The sequence below is a fragment of the Nostoc sp. XA010 genome, assembly GCF_020829625.1.
Classification (GTDB): Bacteria; Cyanobacteriota; Cyanobacteriia; order Cyanobacteriales; family Nostocaceae; genus Nostoc.
Genome location: NZ_JAIVFX010000009.1, coordinates 238,064 through 262,596 on the forward strand (window position 1 = coordinate 238,064; position 24,533 = coordinate 262,596).

Below are 24,533 nucleotides of genomic sequence, written 5' to 3' on the forward strand. Positions count from 1 at the left end.
AATTGAATTCCCTACGAACTAATGAAATGTTGTACTAAGAATAGACATGGAAAGAGAAATTAAAGATTCAGATGGAATTACATGGACTTGTATTCAAGCATTTTCAGGTCTTTCAGATATCTCAAAAGCTCAAGATGCAGCTGAGGTCGAAGGAGAACCAGATACTTACTGGGTTGTGTGTACTCCTAGTGGCGGCGCACAGTCTGTACGGCTGAAGTTAAAAGGCAAATGGGAAGAAGAATACTCTGATGAGGCGTTACTCAAGGAAATTAGAACGCAGCAATAATTGACGTTGTTGATTAATCGAAATGAATATAAGTTTCTCAAAGTCCTCCTTTTTAAGGAGGATTTAAAGTTTTGGATACCTCAAGTACTATTTTTAAAACAACCTCTAAGACGCACAAAAAAAAGCAACTAATATTATGACAAATACAGTAATTATTACAGGCGCATCTCAAGGAATTGGCAAAGCTACAGCATTATTATTTGCCCGTCACAACTATGATGTTGTGTTGGCAGCTCGTCAACTTGACCGTTTAGAAGCTACTGCTGCACAGATACGGGAACTTGGACGAGAAGCGATCGCTATTTCTTGCGATGTGAAAGATCCTTTACAAGTAAACAATCTGATCCAGAAGGGAATAGATCATTTTGGTCACATAGACGTATTAATTAATAATGCAGGTATCTTTTGCTTAGGGCCCGTCGAGGATTTTAGCTTAGATGATTGGCATCAGATAATTGATACCAATTTGTGGGGCTACATCCATACTATTAATGCCATCCTGCCCCATTTCTTAGAACGTCGCAAAGGAACCATTGTTAATGTCAGTTCTATTGGTGGTATAGAACCGATTCCTTATCACATTCCTTACACAACCACTAAATACGCCATAACTGGGTTGACAAAATCGTTACACGCAGAGTTATCACCTAAAGGCATTCACGTTAGCGGAATTTATCCCAGTTTTATCAGTACTCAACTGATGGAACGGGCAATCTTTCGCGGTAAGGACGAAGAAGCGGCTCAAGCGCGTTCTGAGTTGGTAGGTAAAGCAATTCAAGCTCCTGTACTAGAAAAGCCTGAAGATGTAGCAAAATCAATTTGGGAAGCAGTAAAGGATCAGCGTTCTGATGTCATCGTAGGCACAGCAAACTTTTGGAAAGCTGTTTATCACTTGTCTCCTAATTTGATGCAGTCAGCTCTTCGCCGCCTCTTCGGTATGGAAGAACGAACAGGCAGGGGAGCAGGGGGCAGGGAGCAAGGGGGAGAACCCCATACATAAATGTAGGGGGGAGCAATGCTCCAAAGTAAGCAGGGGAGGCAGGGGGAGAGAAACAAATAAGTGTATTTAGGGCTATTCAGGTAGTAAAAATTACTAATACTTTCTCTTTGCTCCCCCTGCTCCCTCTGCCCCCTGCCCCCTGCCCCCCTGCCCCTTTTCCTCTTCTTTGACTCTGCCATTGGAAGTAACAACCAAGGTAGAGGTTATGGCAACAACTTTTCAGTAGTGTAGAGGCTTAAAGTAACTTGGAAATTTCTCAATGGCATATCAGGGCGTAATTTTAGATGTAGATGGGACGCTTCTTATCAGTAATGATGCCCATGCTCAAGCCTGGGTAGAAGCATTTGCAGCATTTGGCTATGAGGTAGAGTTCGAGCAAGTTCGACCACTGATTGGCATGGGAGGCGACCAGATTATTCCTAAGTTTGCGCCAGGACTTTCCGATAAAGAAGGAAAAGGTAAGGAAATCGCCAACAAACGCAAAGAACTAATCATCAACAAGTTTGGGGCAAATCTGACTCCCGCTAATGGTACGCGGCAACTAATATTGAAGATGCAGGATGAAGGATTGCGTTTAATCATCGCTACTTCAGCAACGAGTCAAGAACTGTCAGTGTTGCTCAAAGCTGGACAAGTTGATGATTTACTCAGTCAGGATGAGGCGGCAACATCTAGCGATGCCGAAGCTTCCAAACCCGCTCCAGATATTGTGGAAGTGGCTTTGAGTGAGTTGAAGATGCAGCCATCTGAGGTAGTAATGCTGGGCGATACTCCCTACGATATTGAGTCTGCAAATAAAGCTGGTGTTGACGTGATTGCGCTTCGTTGCGGTGGTTTTGATGATAGTCAGTTCAAAAATGCGATCGCAATTTACAATGATCCTGCTGACTTGTTAGCACATTATGACACTTCACCTCTAGCAACCAAAGCGATGACGAGCAAATAATCATTTAAAAATGCCGCCGTTTACTGGTTTGACCAGTTGCCAACTTTTCCAGCCATGTTGATGCTTCTTTGTACAGTTTGAACTGGCTTTCACTGGCACGAAACTCTTTTGTGTGAACCATTCTTCTGCCCTGAACCCAATTTGTGCCGTGGTACTTGTGCAGCAATTCGTGATACAAGACAAACTCACTCACAAATTCAGGTACACTAACATTGTCAAGGGTTAAGCTGATCACCACCCTATCTCTAGCTGGCTCATAATGCCCAAATTTCCGGTAAGTGTTAATTTGGCTCCATGCAAGACGCGGTTTGGCAAGAGTTGCAGCAAAATATTCACGGTTGAGTTTGTCAAATAACTCATTTAGGTTATAAAACTTACCTTGTGGATTTTCTGCAATTACCTCCGCAATCAAATCAAGCTCTAGCAGTACATTGCTGTATTCTTCAGAACTGGCAAACGACTTGATTAGTCGTGTATTATCTTGATTTCTCCCAAAAAGGGCAGATTCCACCAACGCTGTCATTACTTCTTCTGACGCATTAATCAACCCCTCATTAACAATAATATGAGCAGCATCACCAGACCTTTTAACTTTGTATAAAAGTGCAAAATTAGTGAATTCAATCATTAGTTCTACTGACTGTTGTCCATGTTTTATTAACATTTTTTTAGCAATCTGCTGCATACGAAAAGTACTTTCCAGGTGAAGTTGTAGGTTAACTTCGTCCGTTAAAAACTTCATCCAAGAGTAGATTTGCCGCGATGAACGACTTAGGTTTGCTGGTGTTGCTTGCTTGTTAAAACATATTTCTTCAATGGCTGTTACTATTTTTACTAAAGTTTGTGTTATTTGTTGAGTCTGTGCAGATTTTAGAGTAGAATTAGATACTAAGTTAAAAATCGATTGCAAAATAATATTCTGTTGTGTTTTAATATTTTTTAATCGGATATTATCAATGTTCATTTATTATGATAATGTTTCGGATTTTCGGATAAAAATTTACTACAAAAACCAATCACTAGAAACTTTTCTTTCAATAGGTCAAATATAGCTTTATTGAAGTAAACTCCCTCCAGTATCAGAAGCGATCGCTTCATAGTCGGCTCAGACTCCAGCACAAGCATGGCAAGGCTAAAGCAGGGCACTATATTGCACAAAACCCACCATTACTAGGCATACTTATATAGCAGTGCTTAATCATTTGTAACAATCTATATCTCTTTCTTTTTCTTCCCTTTGCGTTCTTCTCTAACGAGACGCTGCACATTGGCGGAAGCCTCTCGCACAGAAGCCACCAAGAAAACAAGGAAAGAAGTTTACAAATTATTTAGGACTGCTATATATTTATTGCACCCAACCGAGAACTGTTATAACACTTGATATTTTTCGGCTACTAAGCAAGACGACGTAACACCATGATAGAACGGTCTGTAACTGGTACAGTTTGCTCACCCATAATCAATTTTCCTGGGCTAAGGAAACGAGGTTCGTTGGTGTCAATAACTATTTCCCATTCCCTGCCCTTAAAAACATTAGGTAAGGCAAACTCAATTGTTTCGTAGTGAGCATTAAAAAATAGCAAAAAGCTTTCATCAATAATCCGTTCACCACGGGGACCAGGAGTAACAATGCCCTCGCCATTCAAGAAAATTTCCATAGCTTTGGCATAACTAACTAGCCACTGCTTTTCAGTCATTTCGCTGCCATCCTCATTAAACCAACCAATATCACTGATCCCAAAACCGTGAATAGGACGGCCTTGAAACCACTTACGGCGTCGAAATACTGGATGCTGATAACGAAAATAAATGAGTTCGCGGCTAAAATCTAGGAGTTCGGAATTAGACTTTTGTAAACTCCAATCACGCCAGGAAATTTCATTATCTTGACAGTAGGCATTGTTGTTACCCTTCTGAGTGCAACCAATTTCATCTCCTGCTAGTAGCATGGGTACGCCTTGCGACAGCATTAGAGTTGCTAAAAAGTTGCGTCGCTGACGTTCCCGTAAGCGGATGACGTCTGGATTATCGGTTTCTCCTTCTACACCGCAATTCCAAGAGCGGTTATGGCTTTCCCCATCCCGGCTATCTTCGCCGTTAGCCTGATTATGCTTTTCGTTGTAGCTGACCAAATCATTGAGCGTGAAGCCATCATGAGCAGTGATAAAATTAATACTGGCACTGGGATTACGCCCGTTTGCTTGGTAAAGGTCAGGACTGCCAGTAAAACAGTAAGCAAATTGTCCGAGGCTATCATCCTCGCCACGCCAAAAATCCCGGACAGTATCACGATATCTGCCATTCCATTCAGACCAACGTAAAGGAAAATTGCCAACTTGATAACCGCCTTCTCCCAAATCCCAAGGTTCAGCAATCAGCTTCACATCTGCTAAAACTGGATCTTGATGAATAATATCAAAAAAAGCTGCGAGATTATCTACTTCATATAGTTCTCGCGCTAATGCCGAAGCTAAGTCAAAGCGAAAGCCATCAACATGCATTTCTGTTACCCAATAGCGTAGGCTATCCATGATTAACTTCAGAACTTGGGCATGACGCACATTCAGAGAGTTGCCGCAGCCTGTGAAGTCCATGTTGTAACGGGAATTATCTTTGACCAAGCGGTAGTAGACGGCATTATCGATGCCTCGCAGTGACAATGTTGGTCCTAAATGATTGCCTTCGCCAGTATGGTTATAAACTACATCTAAAATTACTTCAATGCCAGCAGAGTGTAAATCCTTAACCATCTGCTTGAACTCGGTAACTTGTTGTCCGAGTGAGCCACTAGCACTGTAACCAGAGTAGGGTGTCAAAAAATTAATGGAATCGTAACCCCAATAGTTTTTGAGTCCTTTATCCACCAGAAATCCTGGAGAGGATAAAAAGTGATGCACAGGCATCAATTCCACAGATGTGATTCCTAGTTGTTGGAGATATTGAATTGCGGCTGGATGTGCTAGCCCTGCATAAGTACCACGTAATTCTTCTGGAATTTCTGGGTGTAGCTTAGTAAAGCCTCTAACGTGAGTTTCATAAATAATAGTTTCGTGCCACGGTATAGAAAGTAGTTTGTCGTCTCCCCAATCAAAAGACTGATCGACAACAATACACTTCGGCATAATTTCGGCATTATCTAAATCAGAAAAAGCTAGGTCTTGTTCTGGTGCATCTAAAGAGTAGCCAAAATTAGCTGGACTATCGCTAATTTCCCCATCTATTGCCTTAGCATAGGGATCAATTAGTAGTTTATTAGGATTAAATCGATGACCAACTTCTGGGGCCCAAGGGCCATGTACTCTAAACCCATAGCGTTGTCCAGGCCCTACTCCTGGTAGATAAGCGTGCCAAACAAAATTATTTTTTTCTGTTAAAGGCAAGCGGATTTCATGATTATCAGTATCAAATAAACAAAGTTCTACACCTGTTGCATTTTCGGAAAACAAAGCAAAGTTAGTGCCTTTACCATCCCAAGTAGCACCCAAAGGATATACATTCCCAGGCCATACAGCTATATACATAAGTGAAGTACCAAAAGCTAATTTTAGTGTTAGTAACAAACTTGAAGATGTGTTTAATAGTAATTTTTATTAAGTTAATTTCAAGGTTCAGGCTAATAAATTTTAATTAACTAAATCATTACTATTTTGTCCTCAAAAAATTTTAAAATATAGATCAAAAGAAGTTATGTCACTTTAAGGCAATAATAAAAATTAGATATTATTAACTGAAAATTTTAGTATCGTCCTTGTTACTTCTAAAGTCATAAATTTACTAACAAGTTTATATACAAATTTTTTCAGCATCATTAGCTTACGAAAAATAGCAAATATCTATATCTACCAAAGTGAATAAATTTATTTATACCAACATGTATATTTACTTAAAACATCTTTTATGAAATTATCATGCCAATTTTATATTGACTTATTGTTGTAGCATTTATATTTAGTAGCAAGCATCATCTACAGTGATAGGATGTCAAAGATGGGTTGCTTTTAGCGAATGCACATCATTGTAGAAGAAATAACTTTACTATATCAGCCCTCTGTCTTCATACTCTTTTTTTAACAAAGATATTGTTATGAGCCAGTATATTTTCAGTAGCCTCACGGCTGATGAAGAACTTAATTTTTCTGAAGAAACAGAGGTTTTTGTCTTCCCCACTTCTTTCGCCCAGCAGCGATTGTGGTTTCTCGACCAATTAGCATCGGGCAATCCATTTTACAATGTGTCAACAGCACTTTGCCTAAAAGGTTCCCTCAACTTTACTGCCTTAAAGCAGACATTCAACGAAATTGTCCGTCGCCACGAAACCTTACGCACTACGTTTGTGATGGTACAGCAACCAGTGCAGCTAATTGCACCCAGCTTAACCATACCTCTTCCCCTAATAGATATACGCAATTTCGACCAAGAACGTGAGACACAAGTACGGCGAATCGCAACTGCAGAGGCTCAACATCCTTTCAATCTCACCACCGGGCCATTGCTGCGAGTGAAGCTGCTACAAGTAGATGAAGCAGAATATGTGCTGCTGCTAAATCTACATCACATTGTTGCCGATGGCTGGTCAATTGGAGTGCTGATTAGAGAACTGGGAGTATTATACAAAGCCTTTGTAGAAGATAACCCATGTCTGATCTCTACGCTTCTGCCAGAATTACCCATTCAGTATGCAGATTTCGCTCAATGGCAATGGGAATGGCTGCAAGCAGTGGGGGAAAACGGCTGTTCGCCTTTACAAACGCAGTTAGCTTATTGGCAAAAGCAATTAGACGGGATTTCGGTGCTGAATCTCCCCACGGACCGACTAAGACCAGTAGTTCCAACCTATAGGGGTGCAAAACAATTTTTAGAACTACCACAGTCCTTAACTCAAGCACTAGAGGCACTTAGCTACCAAGAAGATGTAACCTTGTTCATGACAATGCTTGCAGCGTTTCAGACTTTGCTCTATCGCTACACGCAGCAAGAAGATATTGTAGTAGGTTCAGCGATCGCTAATCGTAATCGTAGCGAACTAGAAGGATTAATTGGTTTTTTTGTCAATAGTTTAGTGCTACGTAGCGATTTATCAGGGAACCCGACGTTTCGAGAATTATTAAATCGAGTGCGAGAGGTAACTTTAGGAGCATACACCCATCAGGATTTGCCCTTTGAAAAGCTGGTGGAGGAACTTCACCCAGACCGAGATTTGAGCCGCCATCCCTTATTTCAAGTCGTATTTAGCTTACAAAATACTCCCATTGAAGCACTAGAGTTACCTGGGTTAAAGCTTTCGTTATTCGACTTCGACAGCAAAATTGCAAAGCTTGATTTAGAGTTTCATCTGTGGCGAGACTTGGAAACTCTCAAAGGAGAAGTGGTGTATAGCACTGATTTATTCGATCAAAGCACCATTACACGAATGCTGGGGCATTTCCAAATACTTTTAGAAAGCATTGTCGTAAATCCAAAAGAGCGTATTTCAGATTTGTCTTTGCTTACCAAAGGAGAACGACAGCAGTTATTAATTGATTGGAATGATACTAAGAAAACGTACCCAAATAGTAAGTGTTTTCATCAATTGTTTGAAGCACAAGTGGAAAAAAGTCCCGATGCGAACGCACTAGTATTTGGTAATCAGCAACTCAGCTACAAAGAGTTAAATATCCGCAGCAACCAACTGGCACATTATCTCAAAATAATAGGTGTAAAAACTGAATCTTTAGTTGGTATTTGTGTGGAGCGTTCGCCAGAAATGATAATTGCCATATTAGGCATCCTCAAAGCTGGCGGCGCATACCTTCCTTTAGATCCCAGCTATCCCCAAGAGCGTCTTAACTTCATCTTGAAAGATGCACAAGTTTCTGTATTGCTGACACAAGAAAAATTACTTCAGCATTTTACAGAATTCTCAAATCCAATTATTAGCATAGATAAACATTGGGCAGCTATTACACAACATAACCCAGAAAACCCAAACAGTTGCATAACCCTTGAAAACTTAGCTTATGTCATCTACACTTCTGGCTCAACAGGGCAGCCAAAAGGCGTTTTAATAGAACACCGAGGGCTGTCTAATTTGGCAGCAGATCAGATTGAGGTTTTTAACTTGCAACCGAGTAACCGCATTCTGCAATTCGCATCATTGAGTTTTGATGCCTCAATTTTTGAGATTGTAATGGCATTGGGAATAGGAGCAACCCTTTATTTAACAAATAAAGAATGCCTTCTATCTGGAAAAGCTTTGCTCCAACTATTACGCGAAAAATCTATTACCCACGTTACCCTTCCACCTGCGCTTTTGGCAGTTTTACCTACAGAATCATTACCTGCATTGCAAACTATTATTAGTGCAGGTGAATCATGTTCTGAGGATATAGTAAAACGTTGGTGGAGTCCTAGCCGTAGGTTTTTTAACGCTTACGGGCCTACTGAAGCAACCGTTTGGTCAACTGTTGCCGAAATTAAATCTGTGAGTGAAAAACCGCCTATTGGTCACCCAATTGCTAACACTGAAATTTATATATTAGATAAGCATTTGCAACCTGTACCAATTGGGATTTTAGGTGAATTATACATCGCTGGCGACGGACTAGCACGAGGCTATCTTAACTGCCCTGAATTAACTGCCAAAAAGTTTATTTCCAACCCTTTTAATGGTAAAAAAGGAACAAGTCTTTACAAGACGGGTGATTTAGCCAGATATCGACCAGACGGTAATATCGAATTTTTAGACCGCATCGATAATCAAGTAAAAATTCGCGGTTTTCGTATTGAGTTGTCAGAAATTGAAACGGTTATAAGCCAGCATAATAATGTAAAAAAAGCAATTGTAATTGTTCAAGGTAATCTTTATGATAACAAGCATTTAGTAGCTTACATTGTTTCTAAGTCACCGCAGGAGCAAACAATTATTGAACTACGTCAATTCTTAAAAGGAAAATTACCACAATACATGATACCAAAAGCTTTTGTCATTCTAGATTATCTGCCGTTAACGGCTAATGGCAAAGTGGATCATTATGCACTAAAAGCAATTGATACTCAGAGCCGCTCCATAGATAAAGCCTTTATTTCTCCTCGTACTCCAACTGAGTCAACCTTGGCAAAAATCTGGGCTGAAGTCCTTAATGTTGAGAATGTAGGTATTCATGACAACTTTTTCGATTTAGGAGGTAATTCGCTGCTGGCTATACGTTTATTAGACCAGATAAACAAACAGTTTGAGCGGGGTTTACCTTTATCTAACCTGTTTTTAAATCAAACAATTGAAAGTTTAGCAATTGCTCTATATTCCAAAACAGATTCTCTGGCGTGCTTTCCTTTAGTTCCGATTCAACCGAATGGTTCAAATCCACCTTTCTTCTGCGTCCATCCAATATTTGGTGTTGTCTTCCCTTATTATGAATTAGCTCATCAATTGGGTGAAAATCAGCCATTTTATGGGCTACAGCCTATTGGAATTGATGGGGAAACTCCACTAAATCGCATTGAGGATATGGCTACCCATTACATTGAAGCATTGCGCTCAGTACAACCGAAAGGCCCTTATTTTATAGGAGGTTGGTCTTTCGGAGGATGGGTTGCTTTTGAAATGGCTCAACAACTCCAAAATTCTGGGGAAGAAGTAGCTTTAGTTGCTGTGCTTGACACTGTAGCACCAATTAAGAGCAATCTACCGTCTTTGAGTAATGCTTTCAAGTTTATTTTTACTACAGTAGTGCCATATATATGGCCCTTTTTCGTCGATTATTTGTATCTAATTACTGCTCCTAGTAAAAACCGAATTAATAGGCTAACTTCTCGATTTTATAATTTTCAGGGCTTGACGCGATACTCCTTTTGGGAGTCGCTGACGCGATCGCTCAAAACAAATCTGTTCTCGCATTTCATCCAAAAGGAGGATGCCACAGTTAACCTTGTATCTAATGAATCTAAGCAAAGGGTTTTAAGTGAGTCAGCAATTGTCCCTATGCTTCGTGTTTTTTATGCCAATAGCCAAGCAGTTCTCAACTACGTTCCGCAAGTTTACCCTAAGCGAATTAATCTTTTCAGAACAAAAGTTCAGTTAAACGTCGCTGACGGAGAAGGGAGTATGGGTTGGGATCAGCTAGCTGTGGGAGGAACGGAAATTCATCATATTCCTGGCAATCACCTAACCATGCTGAGAAAACCTCATATTCAGGTTCTCGCAGCGCAGTTAAAAGCCTGTATTGAGAAAGCACAAACTTTAAAATAAGGATCAATATGTCTTCCAAAGAGGTCTTTGTCTTTCCAGTATCTTTTGCCCAACAGCGATTATGGTTCCTCGATCAGTTGATCCCTGACAATACTATTTATAATGTGCCGACAGTAATTCGCTTAACAGGTTCACTTAACTTAACGGCATTGGAGCAGACTTTTAACGAAATTGTACATCGCCATGAAACCTTACGCACTACATTTATAGTGTTGGATGGACAACCTCTACAGGCGATTCCTGCGGAAAGCTGCGCTAACCCACCCAGCTTAACAATACCTATTTCTGTATTAGACCTCCAGCTACTACCAGATGCTGAAAGAGAGATTGAAGTAAACAGCATTATTAACGCAGAGATAGAACATCCTTTCAATTTATCCTCCGGGCCATTGCTGCGAGTGAAGTTGCTTGTACTTTCCAACACAGAACATATTCTATTACTGAATATGCACCACATTATCTGCGACGATTGGTCTATTGGGGTGCTGATTCGGGAACTAGGAACGCTGTATACAGCTTTTACACAAAACCAGCCTTCCCCTTTATTAGAACTGCCTCTTCAATACGCCGACTTTGCCCATTGGCAACGTGAATGGCTACAAGGAGAAGTACTGCAAACGCAGTTAACTTATTGGCACCAGCAATTAAATACTATTTCTATGCTGCATTTGCCTACTGACAAACCAAGACCAGCTATACAAAGCTATGAAGGAGCAACACAATTTTTTGAGTTACCAAAAAAGCTAACTGATGCATTAGAAAAGCTTTCGCAGCAAGAAGGTGTAACCTTTTTTATGATGCTGTTGGCTGCATTTAAAACTTTGCTCTACCGCTACACATATCAAGAAGATATTGCGGTAGGTTCGCCAATTGCTAACCGTAACCGCAGCGAAATTGAGGGTCTAATTGGTTTTTTTGTCAATACTTTAGTACTATGCAGCAATTTATCTGGAAACCCAACTTTTCGAGAACTTTTAGACAGAGTACGAGAGGTAACACTAGGAGCTTATAGCCAGCAAGATTTGCCATTTGACAAGCTAGTTGAAGAACTGCATCCAGAGCGAAACTTGAGCTATCATCCGTTATTTCAAGTAGTGTTTAGTTTGCAGAATGCTCCAATGTCGGCACTAGAACTACCTGGATTAGTGCCTAGCTTTATGAATATTGATTTAAAAAAAACGCGCTTTGATTTGGAACTACACTTATGGAAGTGTTCTGATGATTTTAGGAGCTTATGGGGTGCAAACTGGGAGTACTCTGAAGGACTTCGTGGAGTAATAGTTTACAACACAGATGTGTTTGAGAAAGCTACTATTACCCGGATGCTGGATCATTTTAGAACTCTGTTGTCAAGCATTATTGTCAATCCAGAACAGTGCATTGCAAATTTACCGCTTTTAAGTGAAGCGGAGCTACATCAGGTTTTAGTGGGGTGGAATAACACTGAAACAGATTATCCTTATGATAAGTGTATCCATCAATTGTTTGAAGAACAAGTACAGCATCATCCTAATTCTATAGCATTAATCTTTGGTAACGAGCAACTCACTTATCAAGAGTTGAATACACGCAGCAATAAACTAGCACAATACTTACAAAAAATCGGGGTGGGTTCAGAAAAGCTAGTAGGTATTTGTATTTCACAGTCTATAGAAATGATAGTTGGCTTATTAGGCATTCTGAAGGCAGGAGGAGCATATCTTCCTTTAGATTCCAGCTATCCTCAAGAACGCCTAAAGTTTATGCTGGAAGATGCACAGGTTTCAGTATTGCTAACACAAGAAAAGTTGCTCAAGTATTTTGAATGTTTCTTGAATCCAATTGTTTGCATAGATAAAGACTGGGAAATTATTACTCAAGAAAATCCAAATAACATTGGAAGTAGCGTTACATCTAACAATTTAGCTTATGTTATTTACACTTCTGGCTCTACAGGTAAACCCAAGGGAGTGTCTATAACTCACAAAGCTGTAAATCGGCTAGTGTGCAATACAAATTATATAAAGTTGTCACCATCAGATAAAATCGCCCAAGCCTCAAATACTTCTTTCGATGCAGCAACATTCGAGATTTGGGGAGCGCTACTTAACGGCGCTCAACTTGTAGGTGTTAGCAAAGATGTAATCCTTTCGCCTTATGAGTTTGCATTACAGCTACAACAAAAAAAAATTAGTGTCTTGTTTTTGACAACAGCTTTATTTCAACAGATTGTCAGAGATATTCCGCAAGCTTTTGCTTCATTGCGATATTTACTATTTGGTGGCGAGGCTGTTAATATAAGATGGGTTAAAAAAATTATCCAACATGGTGCGCCAAAGCATTTAATTCATGTTTACGGGCCTACAGAGAATACAACATTTTCATCTTATTATCATATCCAAGAATTACCAGAATCAGCCACATTTATTCCCATTGGTTGTCCGATTAATAATACACAAATTTATATATTAGATTCCCATTTACAACCTTTGCCCATTGGCGTTACTGGCGAAATATATATTGGTGGTGATGGTTTGGCACGAGAATATCTCAATCACACGGAATTAACTGCTGAACACTTTATTACAAATCATTTTAGTAATGATTTAAAAACACGACTTTATAAAACGGGTGATTTAGCCCGCTATCTACCAGATGGCAATATTGAATTTTTAGGTCGGATTGACAATCAAGTAAAAATTCGTGGCTTCCGCATTGAATTATCAGAGATTGAAGCGGTGTTAAATGAACATCCATCTGTGAAAGAAACAGTGGTCATTGCTGATGAGGACATACCTGATAATAAGTATTTGGTGGCTTATATTGTTCTTAATGTAGTAGAAGTATCAAATCCTGCATCTTTCCTACGTAAGTTTTTGAAAGAAAAGTTACCAGAATACATGGTGCCAACAGCCTATGTGGTAATGGAATCAATACCACTAACACCGAATGGCAAAGTAGACCGTCGTGCTTTACCTAGAACAGATATAGTAACTTTCGATAGATATGATTATGTGGCACCGCGATCGCAAGTTGAAGAGTTACTTGGAGAAATTTGGGCTAAAGTCTTGGGAAAAGAGCAGATAGGCGTTCATGACAATTTCTTTGAATTGGGCGGACATTCTCTACTAGCGACTCAGTTAATTTCCCGAATCCGAGATACTTTTCAAATAGATGTAACTGTACGCAATTTGTTTGAAGCACCAACTATTGAACAACTTGCTAAGTGCATTGATACAATGTTTTGGGCAGCAAAAAGTGCAGATAAAACTGAAACTACGGGACAAGAGCGAGAAGACGTTGAATTTTAAGGAGAAATATCACCTTATTATTTATGTCATCCGGTATATGTGCGCCAGCCGCAGTAGCGATTAACTTAAACATTAGGAAAATACGCGAACTGGCTGGGTTTAAGCTAAAGGGAATCAATAAAAACCCTTTGGCTTACTTTTTGATGGCATTTATCTACAGCCTCACTGCCTGCGTTTTTCAGCTTGGGAGTTTTTAACAAGCTCACTAAGCTGTTATGCTACCATCTTCAGGCAAAATCTCTAGTGGAAATCAACCTGTATTAGGAAGTGGGCGATGCACATTGGATTTCTCAACCCTCAAGGCAATTTTGATTCAAACAATAGTCATATAACGAAACACCCAGATTTTGGGGGTCAGCTAGTCTACGTTAAGCAAGTCGCCATAGCCATAGCTCAAATGGGCCATAAAGTTGATATTCTCACCCGTCAAATCATTGACCCGGAATGGCCAGAGTTTGCCGAAGTGATTGACACTTATCCAGGGATAGATAACGTCCGCATTATCCGCTTACCAGCTGGGCCAAAAGAATTTCTCCCTAAAGAGTTGTTATGGCCTCATCTGGTCGCTGATTGGGTACCCAACATTTTGAAATTTTATCAAGAGCAAGGTGGCTTACCCGATGCTATGACTGCTCACTATGGCGATGGAGGACTGTGTGGGGTTCTAATTGAAGAGGAGACAGGCATACCTTTTACATTTACTGCTCATTCTCTCGGCGCTCAAAAGATGGACAAACTAGAAGTCACCCTAGAGAATCTGCCAGAAATAGACGAGCAATTCCATTTTAAATATCGCATTATAGCGGAACGCCTGAGCATGAATCGCTCGGCTGTTAATATTACCAGTACACGACAAGAACGCTTTGAACAATACTCTCATAAAGCATATCATGGTGCCACAGATGTAAACAACGACCAATGTTTCGCCGTAATTCCACCGGGAGCAGACTCCTCAGTTTTCGGTGCCCAAGTACGATCGCAAAATGAGGAAGCTACTTACGAGTTTATTCAGAAGCGATTGGTGCGAGACATTGCTGATTCGCGTCGAGATTTACCTGCTATTCTCACAGCTAGTCGATTAGCTCCCAAGAAGAACTTATTGGGACTAGTGCAAGCTTTTGCAATGAGTCAAACGCTTCAGGAACGGGCTAATCTGGTGCTACTTACAGGTGGCTTAGACGAGCCGTTACATGAGCCGGCTGACAATGACTTCATTGAAGATGCGGTCTTAGCCCCCATCCGCGAGGTAGTGGAAGAAAATAACTTGTGGGGCAAAATCAGTGCCTTTGGCTTACCAGATCAGTCTCAAGAGTCACTAGCTGCAACCTATCGGTTTTTGGTTAAACGCCGCTCGGTGTTTGCGCTGACCGCACTCTACGAACCTTTTGGGCTTGCTCCCTTAGAAGCGGCAGTTGCAGGTTTACCAGTGGTAGCAACCAAGAACGGTGGCCCTAGCGAGAGCTTGCGACAGGGAGATCAGGAATATGGTGTACTCGTTGACCCAGAAGATCCTGCTGATATTGCACAGGGCTTGGAGCGATTGTTATGTAATGCTCAGGAGTGGGAGTATTTTGCCCAAGCGGGACAGCAACGGGTGTTGAAGACTTACACTTGGGAATCTACTGCTGAAAACTACCTGTCTTTGCTTGAACAGATTCTGTCTTCGCCAGAAACCCGCCCTCGTGCTGAACTCCTTCCCATGCATCCCTACCTCCGTAATCCAGAATCGCAGACCGATGTTTTTTTGGAAGAATTGGGCGACCTTTACTTTGGATCTAATCAAAAGGTACTAAGGAATGCGGATTAAATAAAGTGCAAAACTGGGGTCAAAGCGGAAGTTCTTACAGGAAAGACGGAAGTCGTTACAGACTGTGCGAAACACCGAAACGTCTTGGCGGAAGTTCTTACAGGGAAGACGGAAGTCGTTACAGACTGCGCGAAACACCGAAACGTCTTAGCGGAAGTTCTTGCAGGGAAGGCAGAAGTTGCTACAGACTGCGCGAAACACTGAAACGTCTTGGCGGAAGTTCTTGCAGGGAAGGCGGAAGTTGCTACAGACTGCGCGAAACACGGAAACGTCAACCCTGGAGCAATATTTTTTGATGGATGCTAAATGTGGGATTCAGGCAGCTATGAGCAGCCAGCGCAAAATGTGCTGACTGCTTCAGCAAACTGCTGGTTTTGTTCCATCAATGCCATGTGTCCACCTGGTTTTAGGGTGACTCTTTGAGAATAAGGCAATTCTGCTTTCATGCGATCGCTCGCTACAGGTTTAGTTGCTATATCTGAAGCCCCACACATTACCAGTACAGGAACGTTAATAGTTGCAAGTGTGTCTGTTTCGTCGAATTTTAACATTCCCAGTGTGCCACGAGCCAGAACACCAGGCGATCCCAATGCTGATAATAGACCTGCAAAACTTAGTTGACCGCGTGTTTCAGTACCCGTAAATCCAGATAGTTCGACGGTGATATACAGCGAACCATTGAAATACGAGAGCCAAGTCATCAACCAAAAAACCGGCCACAGCACGATAGTCAGGTACAACACAGGTTCGAGTAGCGGTTTCTGCAATTTACGTGCCAGATTGCTAAAGATGCAAGTTTTTACCGGATTGGTGTAAGTAGTATCTACAAGAATTAAGCCAGCTACCCGACTCTTTAATTGTTCTGGAAACAGGCGACAGAATGTCAGGTTAATCATCCCACCCATGCTGTGTCCCACCAAGATAACAGGTTTATCCCCTGCTATGGCAATTACAGCTTCCAAGTCACGGGCATATTTTTCTATAGAGTGATCGTTGTTTTTCGGTTTAGAGGATTTTCCTAACCCTGGTAGATCCCAAACAATTACTCGGAAGCGATCGCTCAATTGTCGCTTGGCATAATACCATATAGTACTGTTTGGCCCCCAACCATGTGACAAAATAATTGGTTGACCATCTTCAGGACCAAAAAACTCTACTTGCAATACGCTCCCATCTGGACGTGGTAAGCGCTGCACGGTTTTGCTACGCATAAACTTGGGTTCCTCGTTTCCAGGACGGCGCAGCAGTGGCAAACTGATAAAACGGCCGCCAAAAGTCCACAGAACCATTACTAGTCCAGCGACTAAGTAGGACGTTCCTACAAGTTCTCGTTCGTACCACTCATAGAGAATGTAAATTCCCCCGCCAAGTACCCCAACAGACAGCAGTTGAACCAGCCATACAAGTAGAAAATTATGAGGCATGAATATCATGAGCCTAAACCTTGTGATACTTTGTTAACTGCTTTTAGCTTCCTACCATAGTTAGAATTATGCAACTTTCACTCGCAAGAATGATTTATCGAACACAATTCAGGAGTCAGGAGCGGAGCCGGAGACGCTCCGCCAAGGCGTCAGAATTCAGTTGGGTATTTTGACCAAAAAAGCGGATAGCGTAGCGTAAAGCCTTCTCTACGAGACGCTGCGCGTAGCTTGCTTCCCCGCAGGGGTACGGTACGGCAACTCTTGGAGACGCTACGCGTAGCTTGCTTCTCCGTAGGAGTACGCTTAGAGCGACGTAGGAGCGTTGAATAATCAGCGTTTTTGCACCCCTACAAAATTATGTGACATTATAATCACTTGATAATCACTTGTTCATAATATTGCACCTACACTCAGGTTCACCATTAATGAGTAGATGTATACTCCTTGCGCTAGGGGTAATTACTAAGATTAATAGTTATCTTAATAATGAAGCTAATTGAACGTATAAAGCATTATGAATGACAACAAGCAACCTTTGAATCAAACTGATGGCAATCCTTTCGTTGGTGAAGAAAAGATTATTAAAAGTGAGAGTGAGAAAAAATTGCCTTTAAATAAAGTCGAAGAAAATTCTGAATCCAACTCAGAAGAAACATCAGACTCTTCATCAGGTTCAGGCATTAGTGCTAGGGTAGCGGGAGCTGCAATTGGTGGTCTATTAGGCGCTCGCTCTGGAGGCATTATCGGTGCTGTCGCAGGCTCAGTTGCTGGTGCCATCATTGGTAAGGGAACTGCTGATACAGTTAACCGCGCTGTAGATAATTTAGGGGATGCAGCTAACTCTGTAGCAGAGGGCGTTAAGCATTCTATAGAAGACATAGGCACAGCAGCCAAGGAAACGATTGAAGAAGTCAAGCCATCCATCAAAGGGACAGCAGAAGCCGTCAAGCAAACAGTTGAAGAGTCCAAGCCTTCTATTAAAGGTATAGCTGAATCAGTTAATGAGACGGTTAAAGAGGCTAAACCTTCTGTAGTAGACGCAGTTAAGAATGTATCCGAAGAAATCAAACCTACCATTAGAGACGTAAAAGAGTCAGTTCAGCATACAATCGAAGGTGTTCAACCTTCTGTAGAAAGGGCTGCTAACTCTATTAAAAGCGCTACTGATGAAATTAAGCCTTCTGCTAAAGCTGTTGCTAAAGAAATTGAAGGTGCTACTAAGGATGTTCGCTCAACTGTCAAAGGAACAGCGAAGGCAGTCGAACCATCTATAAAAAGTGCTGCCGAATCCCTCAAATCCTCGGCTCAGAATGCGACTGAATCCCTCAAATCCTCGGCTAAGAGTGCAAGTGATTCAGTTAAATCATCGGCTCAGAATGTTACTGAATCTGCCAAAGATTCAGCCCATGATATTAAGTTATCTGCCCAAAATGCGGCAGAATCTTCCAAGAAGGAAATTAACGATAACGATACCCGTATCTCCAGCAACCCAATGCCAGAAGTCATTATCATCAACAAAGACGGAATTATTGAAGACAAGACTAGATAAAAACTAGCCTTTAAGCAAAGTTCCAGGCAGGGTGGATTTAATAAAAGGTTCACCTTTTGTCTAGAAGGAGTGAATTAGCGATCTGCTTTGCAGCAGCGCTTCGCTATCGCACTATAATTAGGGAACTCCAAAAATTAAATTATCCCAAATTTCCTCTTATTAGGGTGCGTCAGTACAAATAATTTCTTGGTATTTCCAGGTTTTATCTGACTGAAGCGCCCTAAATATTGGATATTTTTTAATTTGGAAGTCCCTTAGCTACAAACAGCATTCCTATTTGATTTTTAGAAAGTTAGGTACAAATCGAAACTGCTTCTTCCCTACTCCCTATCTACATAAGTAAATTCAAAAATCAAGACGGATTGCTATACCATAGTTACAGTTATGAAACTTTCACCCCCAGGAATGATTTATACGTTGTTACAAGTGTGATAAAAAGTTGAGATTAATTACTAGTAAGTAACAACTGTTGCGAAGGGGTGTAATTTTGAATACGCTAGAGTTCTTATCTTATCTTCGCAGCTTAGATATTCAAATTTTTATTGATGGTGAAAAGTTCCGTTGTAACGCGCCTGAAGGAACTCTTACAGTAGAACTGCGTGCAAAAATTCAAGAGCATAAAGCAGAAATTATTGAATTTTTAAAAGCAACTAATCGTACTAATAACCACAGCTTTAGACCTCTCGTACCTATTTCGCGGTCTGAAAATCTTCCCCTTTCCTTTGCTCAACAACGACTGTGGTTTCTTGATCAATTAATCCCTAATAATCCTTTCTATAATATTCCAGTAGCATTACATTTAACAGGTTCGCTAAATAAAGCTGCGCTAGAGCAAACTTTTAACGAAATTGTGCGACGGCACGAAGCTTTACGCACCACTTTTGTCATCCAGTCTGGGCAACCAGTTCAGGTAATTAATCCGACGCTAACAATACCTTTACCAATAATAGATTTACGGCAACTGCCACAAGCCCAACGAGAAATAGAAGCACGACAATTCACTAATCAAGAAGCTCAACGTCCTTTCAATTTATCAACTGATTCGTTGCTGCAAGTAAAACTGCTGTGGTTGGATGAGACACAATACATCCTGCTACTGAATATGCACCATATTGTCTCCGATGGTTGGTCTATTGGAGTGTTGATTCAAGAGATAGCAGCACTCTACACAGCCTTTACTAGCAATCAGCCTTCTCCTCTGCCGAAACTTACAATCCAATATGCAGACTTTGCATACTGGCAACGTCAATGGTTGCAAGGGGAAGTATTAGAAAAGCAACTCGATTACTGGCAGAAGCAATTAGACGACATTTCTATATTAAATCTGCCAACCGACAGACCAAGGCTAGCTGTTCAAACTTATCAGGGTGCAAGGCAACCTCTGCAATTATCAAAAAGTTTGAGCGAAGCACTTTTAGCTCTCGGACAGCAAGAAGGGGTAACTTTGTTTATAACCCTACTAGCAGCATTTCAAGTTTTACTTTACCGCTACACACAACAAGAAGATATTGCTATTGGTTCACCTATTGCCAATCGCAACCGTAGTGAAATTGAGGGATTAATTGGTTTTTTTGTCAATAGCTTAGTACTGCGTACCGATTTATCAGGAAACCCAACTTTTCGAGAATTATTGAGTCGAGTCAAAGACGTAGCTTTAGGAGCTTATGCTCATCAAGATTTGCCTTTTGAAAAACTTGTAGAGGAACTGCATCCAGAGCGTAATTTGAATCAAAACCCGTTATTTCAAGTGGTGTTTGCTCTGCAAAATGCGCCTATGTCAGCATTAGAGTTAACTGGTTTAACTTTAAGCCCATTACCATTTGATACAGAAACAACACGCTTTGATTTGGAGTTCCACCTGTGGGAGCCAAATACTAAAAATGGGTTATGGGTAGACAACTCAGAAGGAATTAGTGGGTTTGTAATTTACAGTACTGATTTATTTGATGACGCTACTATCACCAGAATGTTAGGACATTTCCAAACATTACTGGAAGCTATAGTTGCCAATCCAGAACAACGAATTGCACAATTATCACTTTTAAGTCAATCTGAGCAACATAATTTATTAGTTCAATGGAATAATACTCAGTTAAATTATCCTCAAGATAAATGTATACATCAGTTATTTGAGAAGGTTGCAGAACAGAATCCTGATGCGATCGCACTAGTATTTGGCGATGATAAACTCACCTACAAAGACTTAAATATACGTAGTAACCAACTTGCACATTATCTAAAAAAATTAGGAGTTAAAACCGAAGTTTTAGTTGGGCTTTGTGTAGAACGCTCTTTTGATATGGTTATCGGAATGTTGGGCATCCTGAAAGCAGGTGGAGCTTATCTGCCTCTAGATCCTAGCTATCCATCTGAACGTTTGGATTTTATGCTCAAAGATGCTCAAGTCTCAGCTTTACTAACTCACGAGCGATGGCTTGAACGTTTAGAAAATAGTAATTCAAATATAATCTGTTTAGACAAAGCTTGTAAAATTATTGCTCAAGAGATTGAAGATAATCTCCCTAGCGAAGTTGCAGCAAATAACCTTGCTTATGTTATTTATACCTCTGGCTCCACAGGAAAGCCAAAAGGCGTACAAATTGAACATAGAGGATTATTGAATCTGGTTTTTTGGCATCAAAAAGCCTTTGCAGTTTCACCTCTTGACCGAGTAACGCAGATAGCCGGCGTTGCATTTGATGCTTCTAGTTGGGAAATTTGGCCTTACCTTAGTGCTGGAGCAAGTATCTATATTGTAGATGATGAAATCAGGCGATCGCCTGAATATCTCCGAGATTGGTTAATATCGCAAAAAATCACAATTGCCTTCTTACCAACACCTATAGCAGAGAAGGTTCTATTATTAGATTTTCCTGAAGATGCCGCTTTACGAATATTGCTTACAGGTGGAGACAAATTAAATCAATATCCTTTAGCTTCCCACTTCTTCCAAGTATATAATAATTATGGCCCTACAGAGAACACAGTTGTTACAACTTCTGGTCATATTTCTGTTAAGAATAAAGATAATTTAGCACCTGCAATTGGTAGTGCGATCGCTAACATCCAAGTTTACATCCTAGATAAATATTTACAACCAGTACCCATTGGTGTGCCAGGAGAATTATATACAAGTGGTGATGGATTGGCACGAGGTTATTTAAACCGTCCTAATTTAACTGCTGAATGCTTCATTTCTCATAGTTTTACTAATAAGTTAAAAGCACGACTTTATAAAACAGGTGATTTAGTTCGCTATCGAGTAGATGGCAACATTGAATTTTTAGGTCGGGTTGACGAGCAAGTAAAAATTCGTGGCTACCGGATTGAGTTGGGCGAAATTGAAGCGGTGCTGAGTCAGCATCCAGCAGTACAGCAAACTGTAGTAATAATTCATGAGGATGACGAGGAAAAGCGCCTAGTAGCTTATCTGGTAGCGAAAGCTGAATACAGCAGTGAGCAAGAGAATGTTGAATTAATGCAGTTGCAGAATGAGCAGGTTTTGCAATGGCAGATGCTCTATGACGAAACTTATAATCAGCCTGCTGCTGATTCAGATCCAACATCCAATTTTATCGGCTGGAACAGTAGTTACACAAATCAGCCTATTCCAATAGAGCAAATGAATGAGTGGGTAAATAACCAAGTAGCGCAAATTTTAACTTTGCAACCCAAGCGAGTGTTAGAAATTGGTTGTGGAACAGGTTTAATTCTGTTCAGAATTGCACCTCACTGCACTAAGTATTGGGGAACAGATTTTTCCCCAGTTTCACTTAATTACATTCAGCAGCAGTTAGAAAAGCAAGAAATACCGCAGGTAACGCTGTATCAGCAAACGGCTACTGACTTCGAGAAAGTAGAAACAGCAGCTTTTGATGCAGTAATTCTGAACTCAGTTATACAATATTTTCCTACTATTGATTATCTGATTCGTGTATTAGAAGGTGCTGTGAGGGCAACTGCTCCAGGTGGCTTTATTTTCATAGGAGATGTGCGTAGTTTGCCACTTTTAGAAGCTTTCCATGCATCAGTCCAACTCTATGAAGCTGAACCTTTTCTTACTCGCTCTGAGTTAGGGCAACGGGTTCAAATGCAAATTTTCCAAGAGACAGAGTTAGTGATTGACCCAGCTTTTTTTAATGCAATAAAGCAATGCTTTCCCCAGATTAGCAATGTACAAATTCAACTGCTGCGGGGACGCGATCACAATGAATTAACTCAATTTCGTTACAATGTGATTCTACATATTGATGATGGAACTATTAATAATATTAAAAATAATTTAGAGATGAACTGGTCTGAAGAGAATTTAACAGTGTCAGCAGTGCGTCAGTTATTAATTGAAACTAAACCAGAAATATTATGTATTAATAATGTACCTAATGCGCGGGTGATGGCAGCAGTTAAAACAGCAAAATGGTTATCAGATGTAGAAGGTTTTAAAACTGTAGGACAAATGCGTAAAGCTTTGCAAGAACTCGAAAATATAGGAGTAGAACCAGAAGATTTTTATATACTAGATATAAATTACAAAGTTGATATTACCTGGTCACATTCAAGTATTGAAGGACGCTATGATGTGGTTTTTGTACGGCAAAATAGAATAGGTAAGAGAGCTATCTTTCGACATAGCACAACTCACTATCATTCCTGGCAATCTTACGCCAATAATCCCTTACAAGCCAAAGCTGCGCGTAAATTAGTGCCACAATTGCAGACTTACACAGCACAAAAACTGCCTGAGTACATGATTCCATCAGCTTTCGTAATATTAGAGTCTTTACCTCTAACAGCTAATGGTAAAGTCAATCGCCGCGCCTTAAGAGCATTCTATTATGATGCAAAGCCCCAATTATCTGAAAATTACATCGCACCCCGGACTCCAGTGGAACAAGTGTTGATGAAAATTTTTGCTGAGGTTTTGGGACTTAAGCGTGTAGGAATTTATGACAATTTTTTTGAATTAGGGGGTCATTCATTATTAGCAACTCAGCTTGTCTCTAGAGTGCGCGATGGCTTGCGTGTAGAGTTACCTTTGCGTAGCATATTTGAAGCACCGACAATTGCACAAATATCTAAGATAGTGGAAGGCTTTAAAGAAAGCAATCCTCAAAATCAAGCGCCAGCTTTAGTACCATTATCACGTGAAAGTCGGCGGATTAAGTTATCTTCTTTAAACGAAGATACCAAGAGGCGTTAGGGACTTGTAGAGAAAGTAAGATACCAAAAACCTATCCCACTAGTAATATTAGAATTATAGCTGTCGGGAAATATCGGTAAATAAAAGATGAGTGAGACAATGGTGGTCTGCAATTGGGGTTTTCTTAAGCAGCCATCAAGTAGAACTCTACCTATGATGACTGCAATAGTGTTGAGCCTAGTGTATCGAAAAGTACAGCATTTAACAGATGTGCTACGCTGCCTGGAAGTGGAAGCATTGTTGTAAGTTAAGGCAATGTCTGTGTCTCTGTGAGCCGACAAGCATTATCTCAAAGCCCTGAGAGCTTTGCCAGCACAACTATTTAAAATTATTCAAATGGGACTTCACCATACTGACCCATGTCGTAACCCAGTAAGACAAATACCAGTAATTTCGGGAAAAATTTGGTATTAATCGCTTTACCGATGTCCCTTGATATACAGCATCATCCTTTCCTACTACTGGTGTATACTCTCTCTTAGTTTTGCGGCAGGTCTATTTTGCTAATCTAAATATCGACGGTACCGAGGTCTATAAAATTCCCCAAAATAAACCTTTTGACGTTCCCATCTGACGACGAGGCTGCGATATTTACGTTTATATAAAACAAAACATTGATGCAATAAAGCTATAACCGACTGAAAATTCACGCTTCCCCCTTCTTTGGTCAGCACAGCGCATAAACCATTGTTGCCTAGAACCGGGCAGTGTGGGGAGTTTCAAGGGGAATCAGAAGCGGTCCAAAAGATTTTTGGAAAAATAGTTGACACAATTAATTAGGTTCGTTATATTGAATAAGTGCCT

At 40.6% G+C, this 24,533-nt stretch carries 11 protein-coding genes; 8 read left to right on the top strand and 3 right to left on the bottom strand.

The window, feature by feature from the left end; all coding sequences use genetic code 11:
- The first annotated feature begins 46 nt into the window (after positions 1-46).
- The 3 genes from LC608_RS16205 to LC608_RS16215 all read left to right on the top strand — a co-directional run bounded on the left by LC608_RS16205 (position 47) and on the right by LC608_RS16215 (position 2,232).
- Positions 47-286: a hypothetical protein gene (locus tag LC608_RS16205; RefSeq protein WP_229554510.1), complete on the top strand. Its 240-nt coding sequence runs from the start codon at positions 47-49 to the stop codon at positions 284-286.
- A gap of 136 nt (positions 287-422) precedes the next feature.
- Positions 423-1,286 carry an SDR family oxidoreductase gene (locus LC608_RS16210; protein WP_229554511.1) on the top strand — a complete coding sequence of 288 codons (864 nt, stop codon included), beginning with the start codon at positions 423-425 and terminating at the stop codon, positions 1,284-1,286.
- 259 nt (positions 1,287-1,545) lie between these two features.
- Positions 1,546-2,232 carry an HAD family hydrolase gene (locus LC608_RS16215; RefSeq protein ID WP_229554512.1) on the top strand — a complete coding sequence of 229 codons (687 nt, stop codon included), beginning with the start codon at positions 1,546-1,548 and terminating at the stop codon, positions 2,230-2,232.
- Positions 2,233-2,236: 4 nt separating this feature from the next.
- Here LC608_RS16215 and LC608_RS16220 read toward each other — a convergent pair whose 3' ends face one another.
- Positions 2,237-3,196 (bottom strand): SprT-like domain-containing protein, encoded by a 960-nt coding sequence (locus LC608_RS16220; RefSeq protein WP_229554513.1) that lies wholly within the window; start codon positions 3,194-3,196, stop codon positions 2,237-2,239.
- A 430-nt stretch (positions 3,197-3,626) separates the two neighbouring features.
- Positions 3,627-5,753 carry a glycogen debranching protein GlgX gene (glgX, locus tag LC608_RS16225; protein WP_229554514.1) on the bottom strand — a complete coding sequence of 709 codons (2,127 nt, stop codon included), beginning with the start codon at positions 5,751-5,753 and terminating at the stop codon, positions 3,627-3,629.
- A 563-nt stretch (positions 5,754-6,316) separates the two neighbouring features.
- Here glgX and LC608_RS16230 point away from each other — a divergent pair.
- The 3 genes from LC608_RS16230 to LC608_RS16240 all read left to right on the top strand — a co-directional run bounded on the left by LC608_RS16230 (position 6,317) and on the right by LC608_RS16240 (position 15,556).
- Positions 6,317-10,459, top strand: a complete 4,143-nt coding sequence (locus tag LC608_RS16230) for an amino acid adenylation domain-containing protein (protein ID WP_229554515.1) — start codon at positions 6,317-6,319, stop codon at positions 10,457-10,459.
- A gap of 8 nt (positions 10,460-10,467) precedes the next feature.
- Positions 10,468-13,749 (top strand): non-ribosomal peptide synthetase, encoded by a 3,282-nt coding sequence (locus LC608_RS16235; RefSeq protein ID WP_229554516.1) that lies wholly within the window; start codon positions 10,468-10,470, stop codon positions 13,747-13,749.
- A 274-nt stretch (positions 13,750-14,023) separates the two neighbouring features.
- Entirely contained in the window at positions 14,024-15,556 is a 1,533-nt protein-coding gene (locus tag LC608_RS16240) for a glycosyltransferase (protein WP_229554517.1), read from the top strand.
- A 323-nt stretch (positions 15,557-15,879) separates the two neighbouring features.
- Here LC608_RS16240 and LC608_RS16245 read toward each other — a convergent pair whose 3' ends face one another.
- Complete coding sequence (locus LC608_RS16245) at positions 15,880-16,980, bottom strand: alpha/beta fold hydrolase (RefSeq protein WP_229554518.1); 1,101 nt, start codon at positions 16,978-16,980, stop codon at positions 15,880-15,882.
- A 514-nt stretch (positions 16,981-17,494) separates the two neighbouring features.
- Here LC608_RS16245 and LC608_RS16250 point away from each other — a divergent pair.
- A complete protein-coding gene (locus LC608_RS16250; protein ID WP_229554519.1) occupies positions 17,495-18,529 on the top strand; it encodes a hypothetical protein in 1,035 nt (344 codons plus the stop codon).
- A 487-nt stretch (positions 18,530-19,016) separates the two neighbouring features.
- On the top strand, positions 19,017-23,729 hold the full coding sequence (locus LC608_RS16255; RefSeq protein ID WP_229554520.1) for a non-ribosomal peptide synthetase: 4,713 nt from the start codon (positions 19,017-19,019) through the stop codon (positions 23,727-23,729).
- The last annotated feature ends 804 nt before the right edge of the window (positions 23,730-24,533 follow it).

Excerpts from the sequence above, each read along its gene's own strand:
- LC608_RS16235 (WP_229554516.1), top strand. The coding sequence starts at position 10,468 with ATGTCTTCCAAAGAGGTCTTTGTCTTTCCAGTATCTTTTGCCCAACAG.
- LC608_RS16240 (WP_229554517.1), top strand. The coding sequence starts at position 14,024 with ATGCACATTGGATTTCTCAACCCTCAAGGCAATTTTGATTCAAACAAT.
- LC608_RS16230 (WP_229554515.1), top strand. The coding sequence starts at position 6,317 with ATGAGCCAGTATATTTTCAGTAGCCTCACGGCTGATGAAGAACTTAAT.
- LC608_RS16245 (WP_229554518.1), bottom strand. The coding sequence starts at position 16,980 with ATGCCTCATAATTTTCTACTTGTATGGCTGGTTCAACTGCTGTCTGTT.
- LC608_RS16205 (WP_229554510.1), top strand. The coding sequence starts at position 47 with ATGGAAAGAGAAATTAAAGATTCAGATGGAATTACATGGACTTGTATT.
- LC608_RS16220 (WP_229554513.1), bottom strand. The coding sequence starts at position 3,196 with ATGAACATTGATAATATCCGATTAAAAAATATTAAAACACAACAGAAT.
- LC608_RS16215 (WP_229554512.1), top strand. The coding sequence starts at position 1,546 with ATGGCATATCAGGGCGTAATTTTAGATGTAGATGGGACGCTTCTTATC.
- LC608_RS16210 (WP_229554511.1), top strand. The coding sequence starts at position 423 with ATGACAAATACAGTAATTATTACAGGCGCATCTCAAGGAATTGGCAAA.
- LC608_RS16250 (WP_229554519.1), top strand. The coding sequence starts at position 17,495 with ATGAATGACAACAAGCAACCTTTGAATCAAACTGATGGCAATCCTTTC.
- glgX (WP_229554514.1), bottom strand. The coding sequence starts at position 5,753 with ATGTATATAGCTGTATGGCCTGGGAATGTATATCCTTTGGGTGCTACT.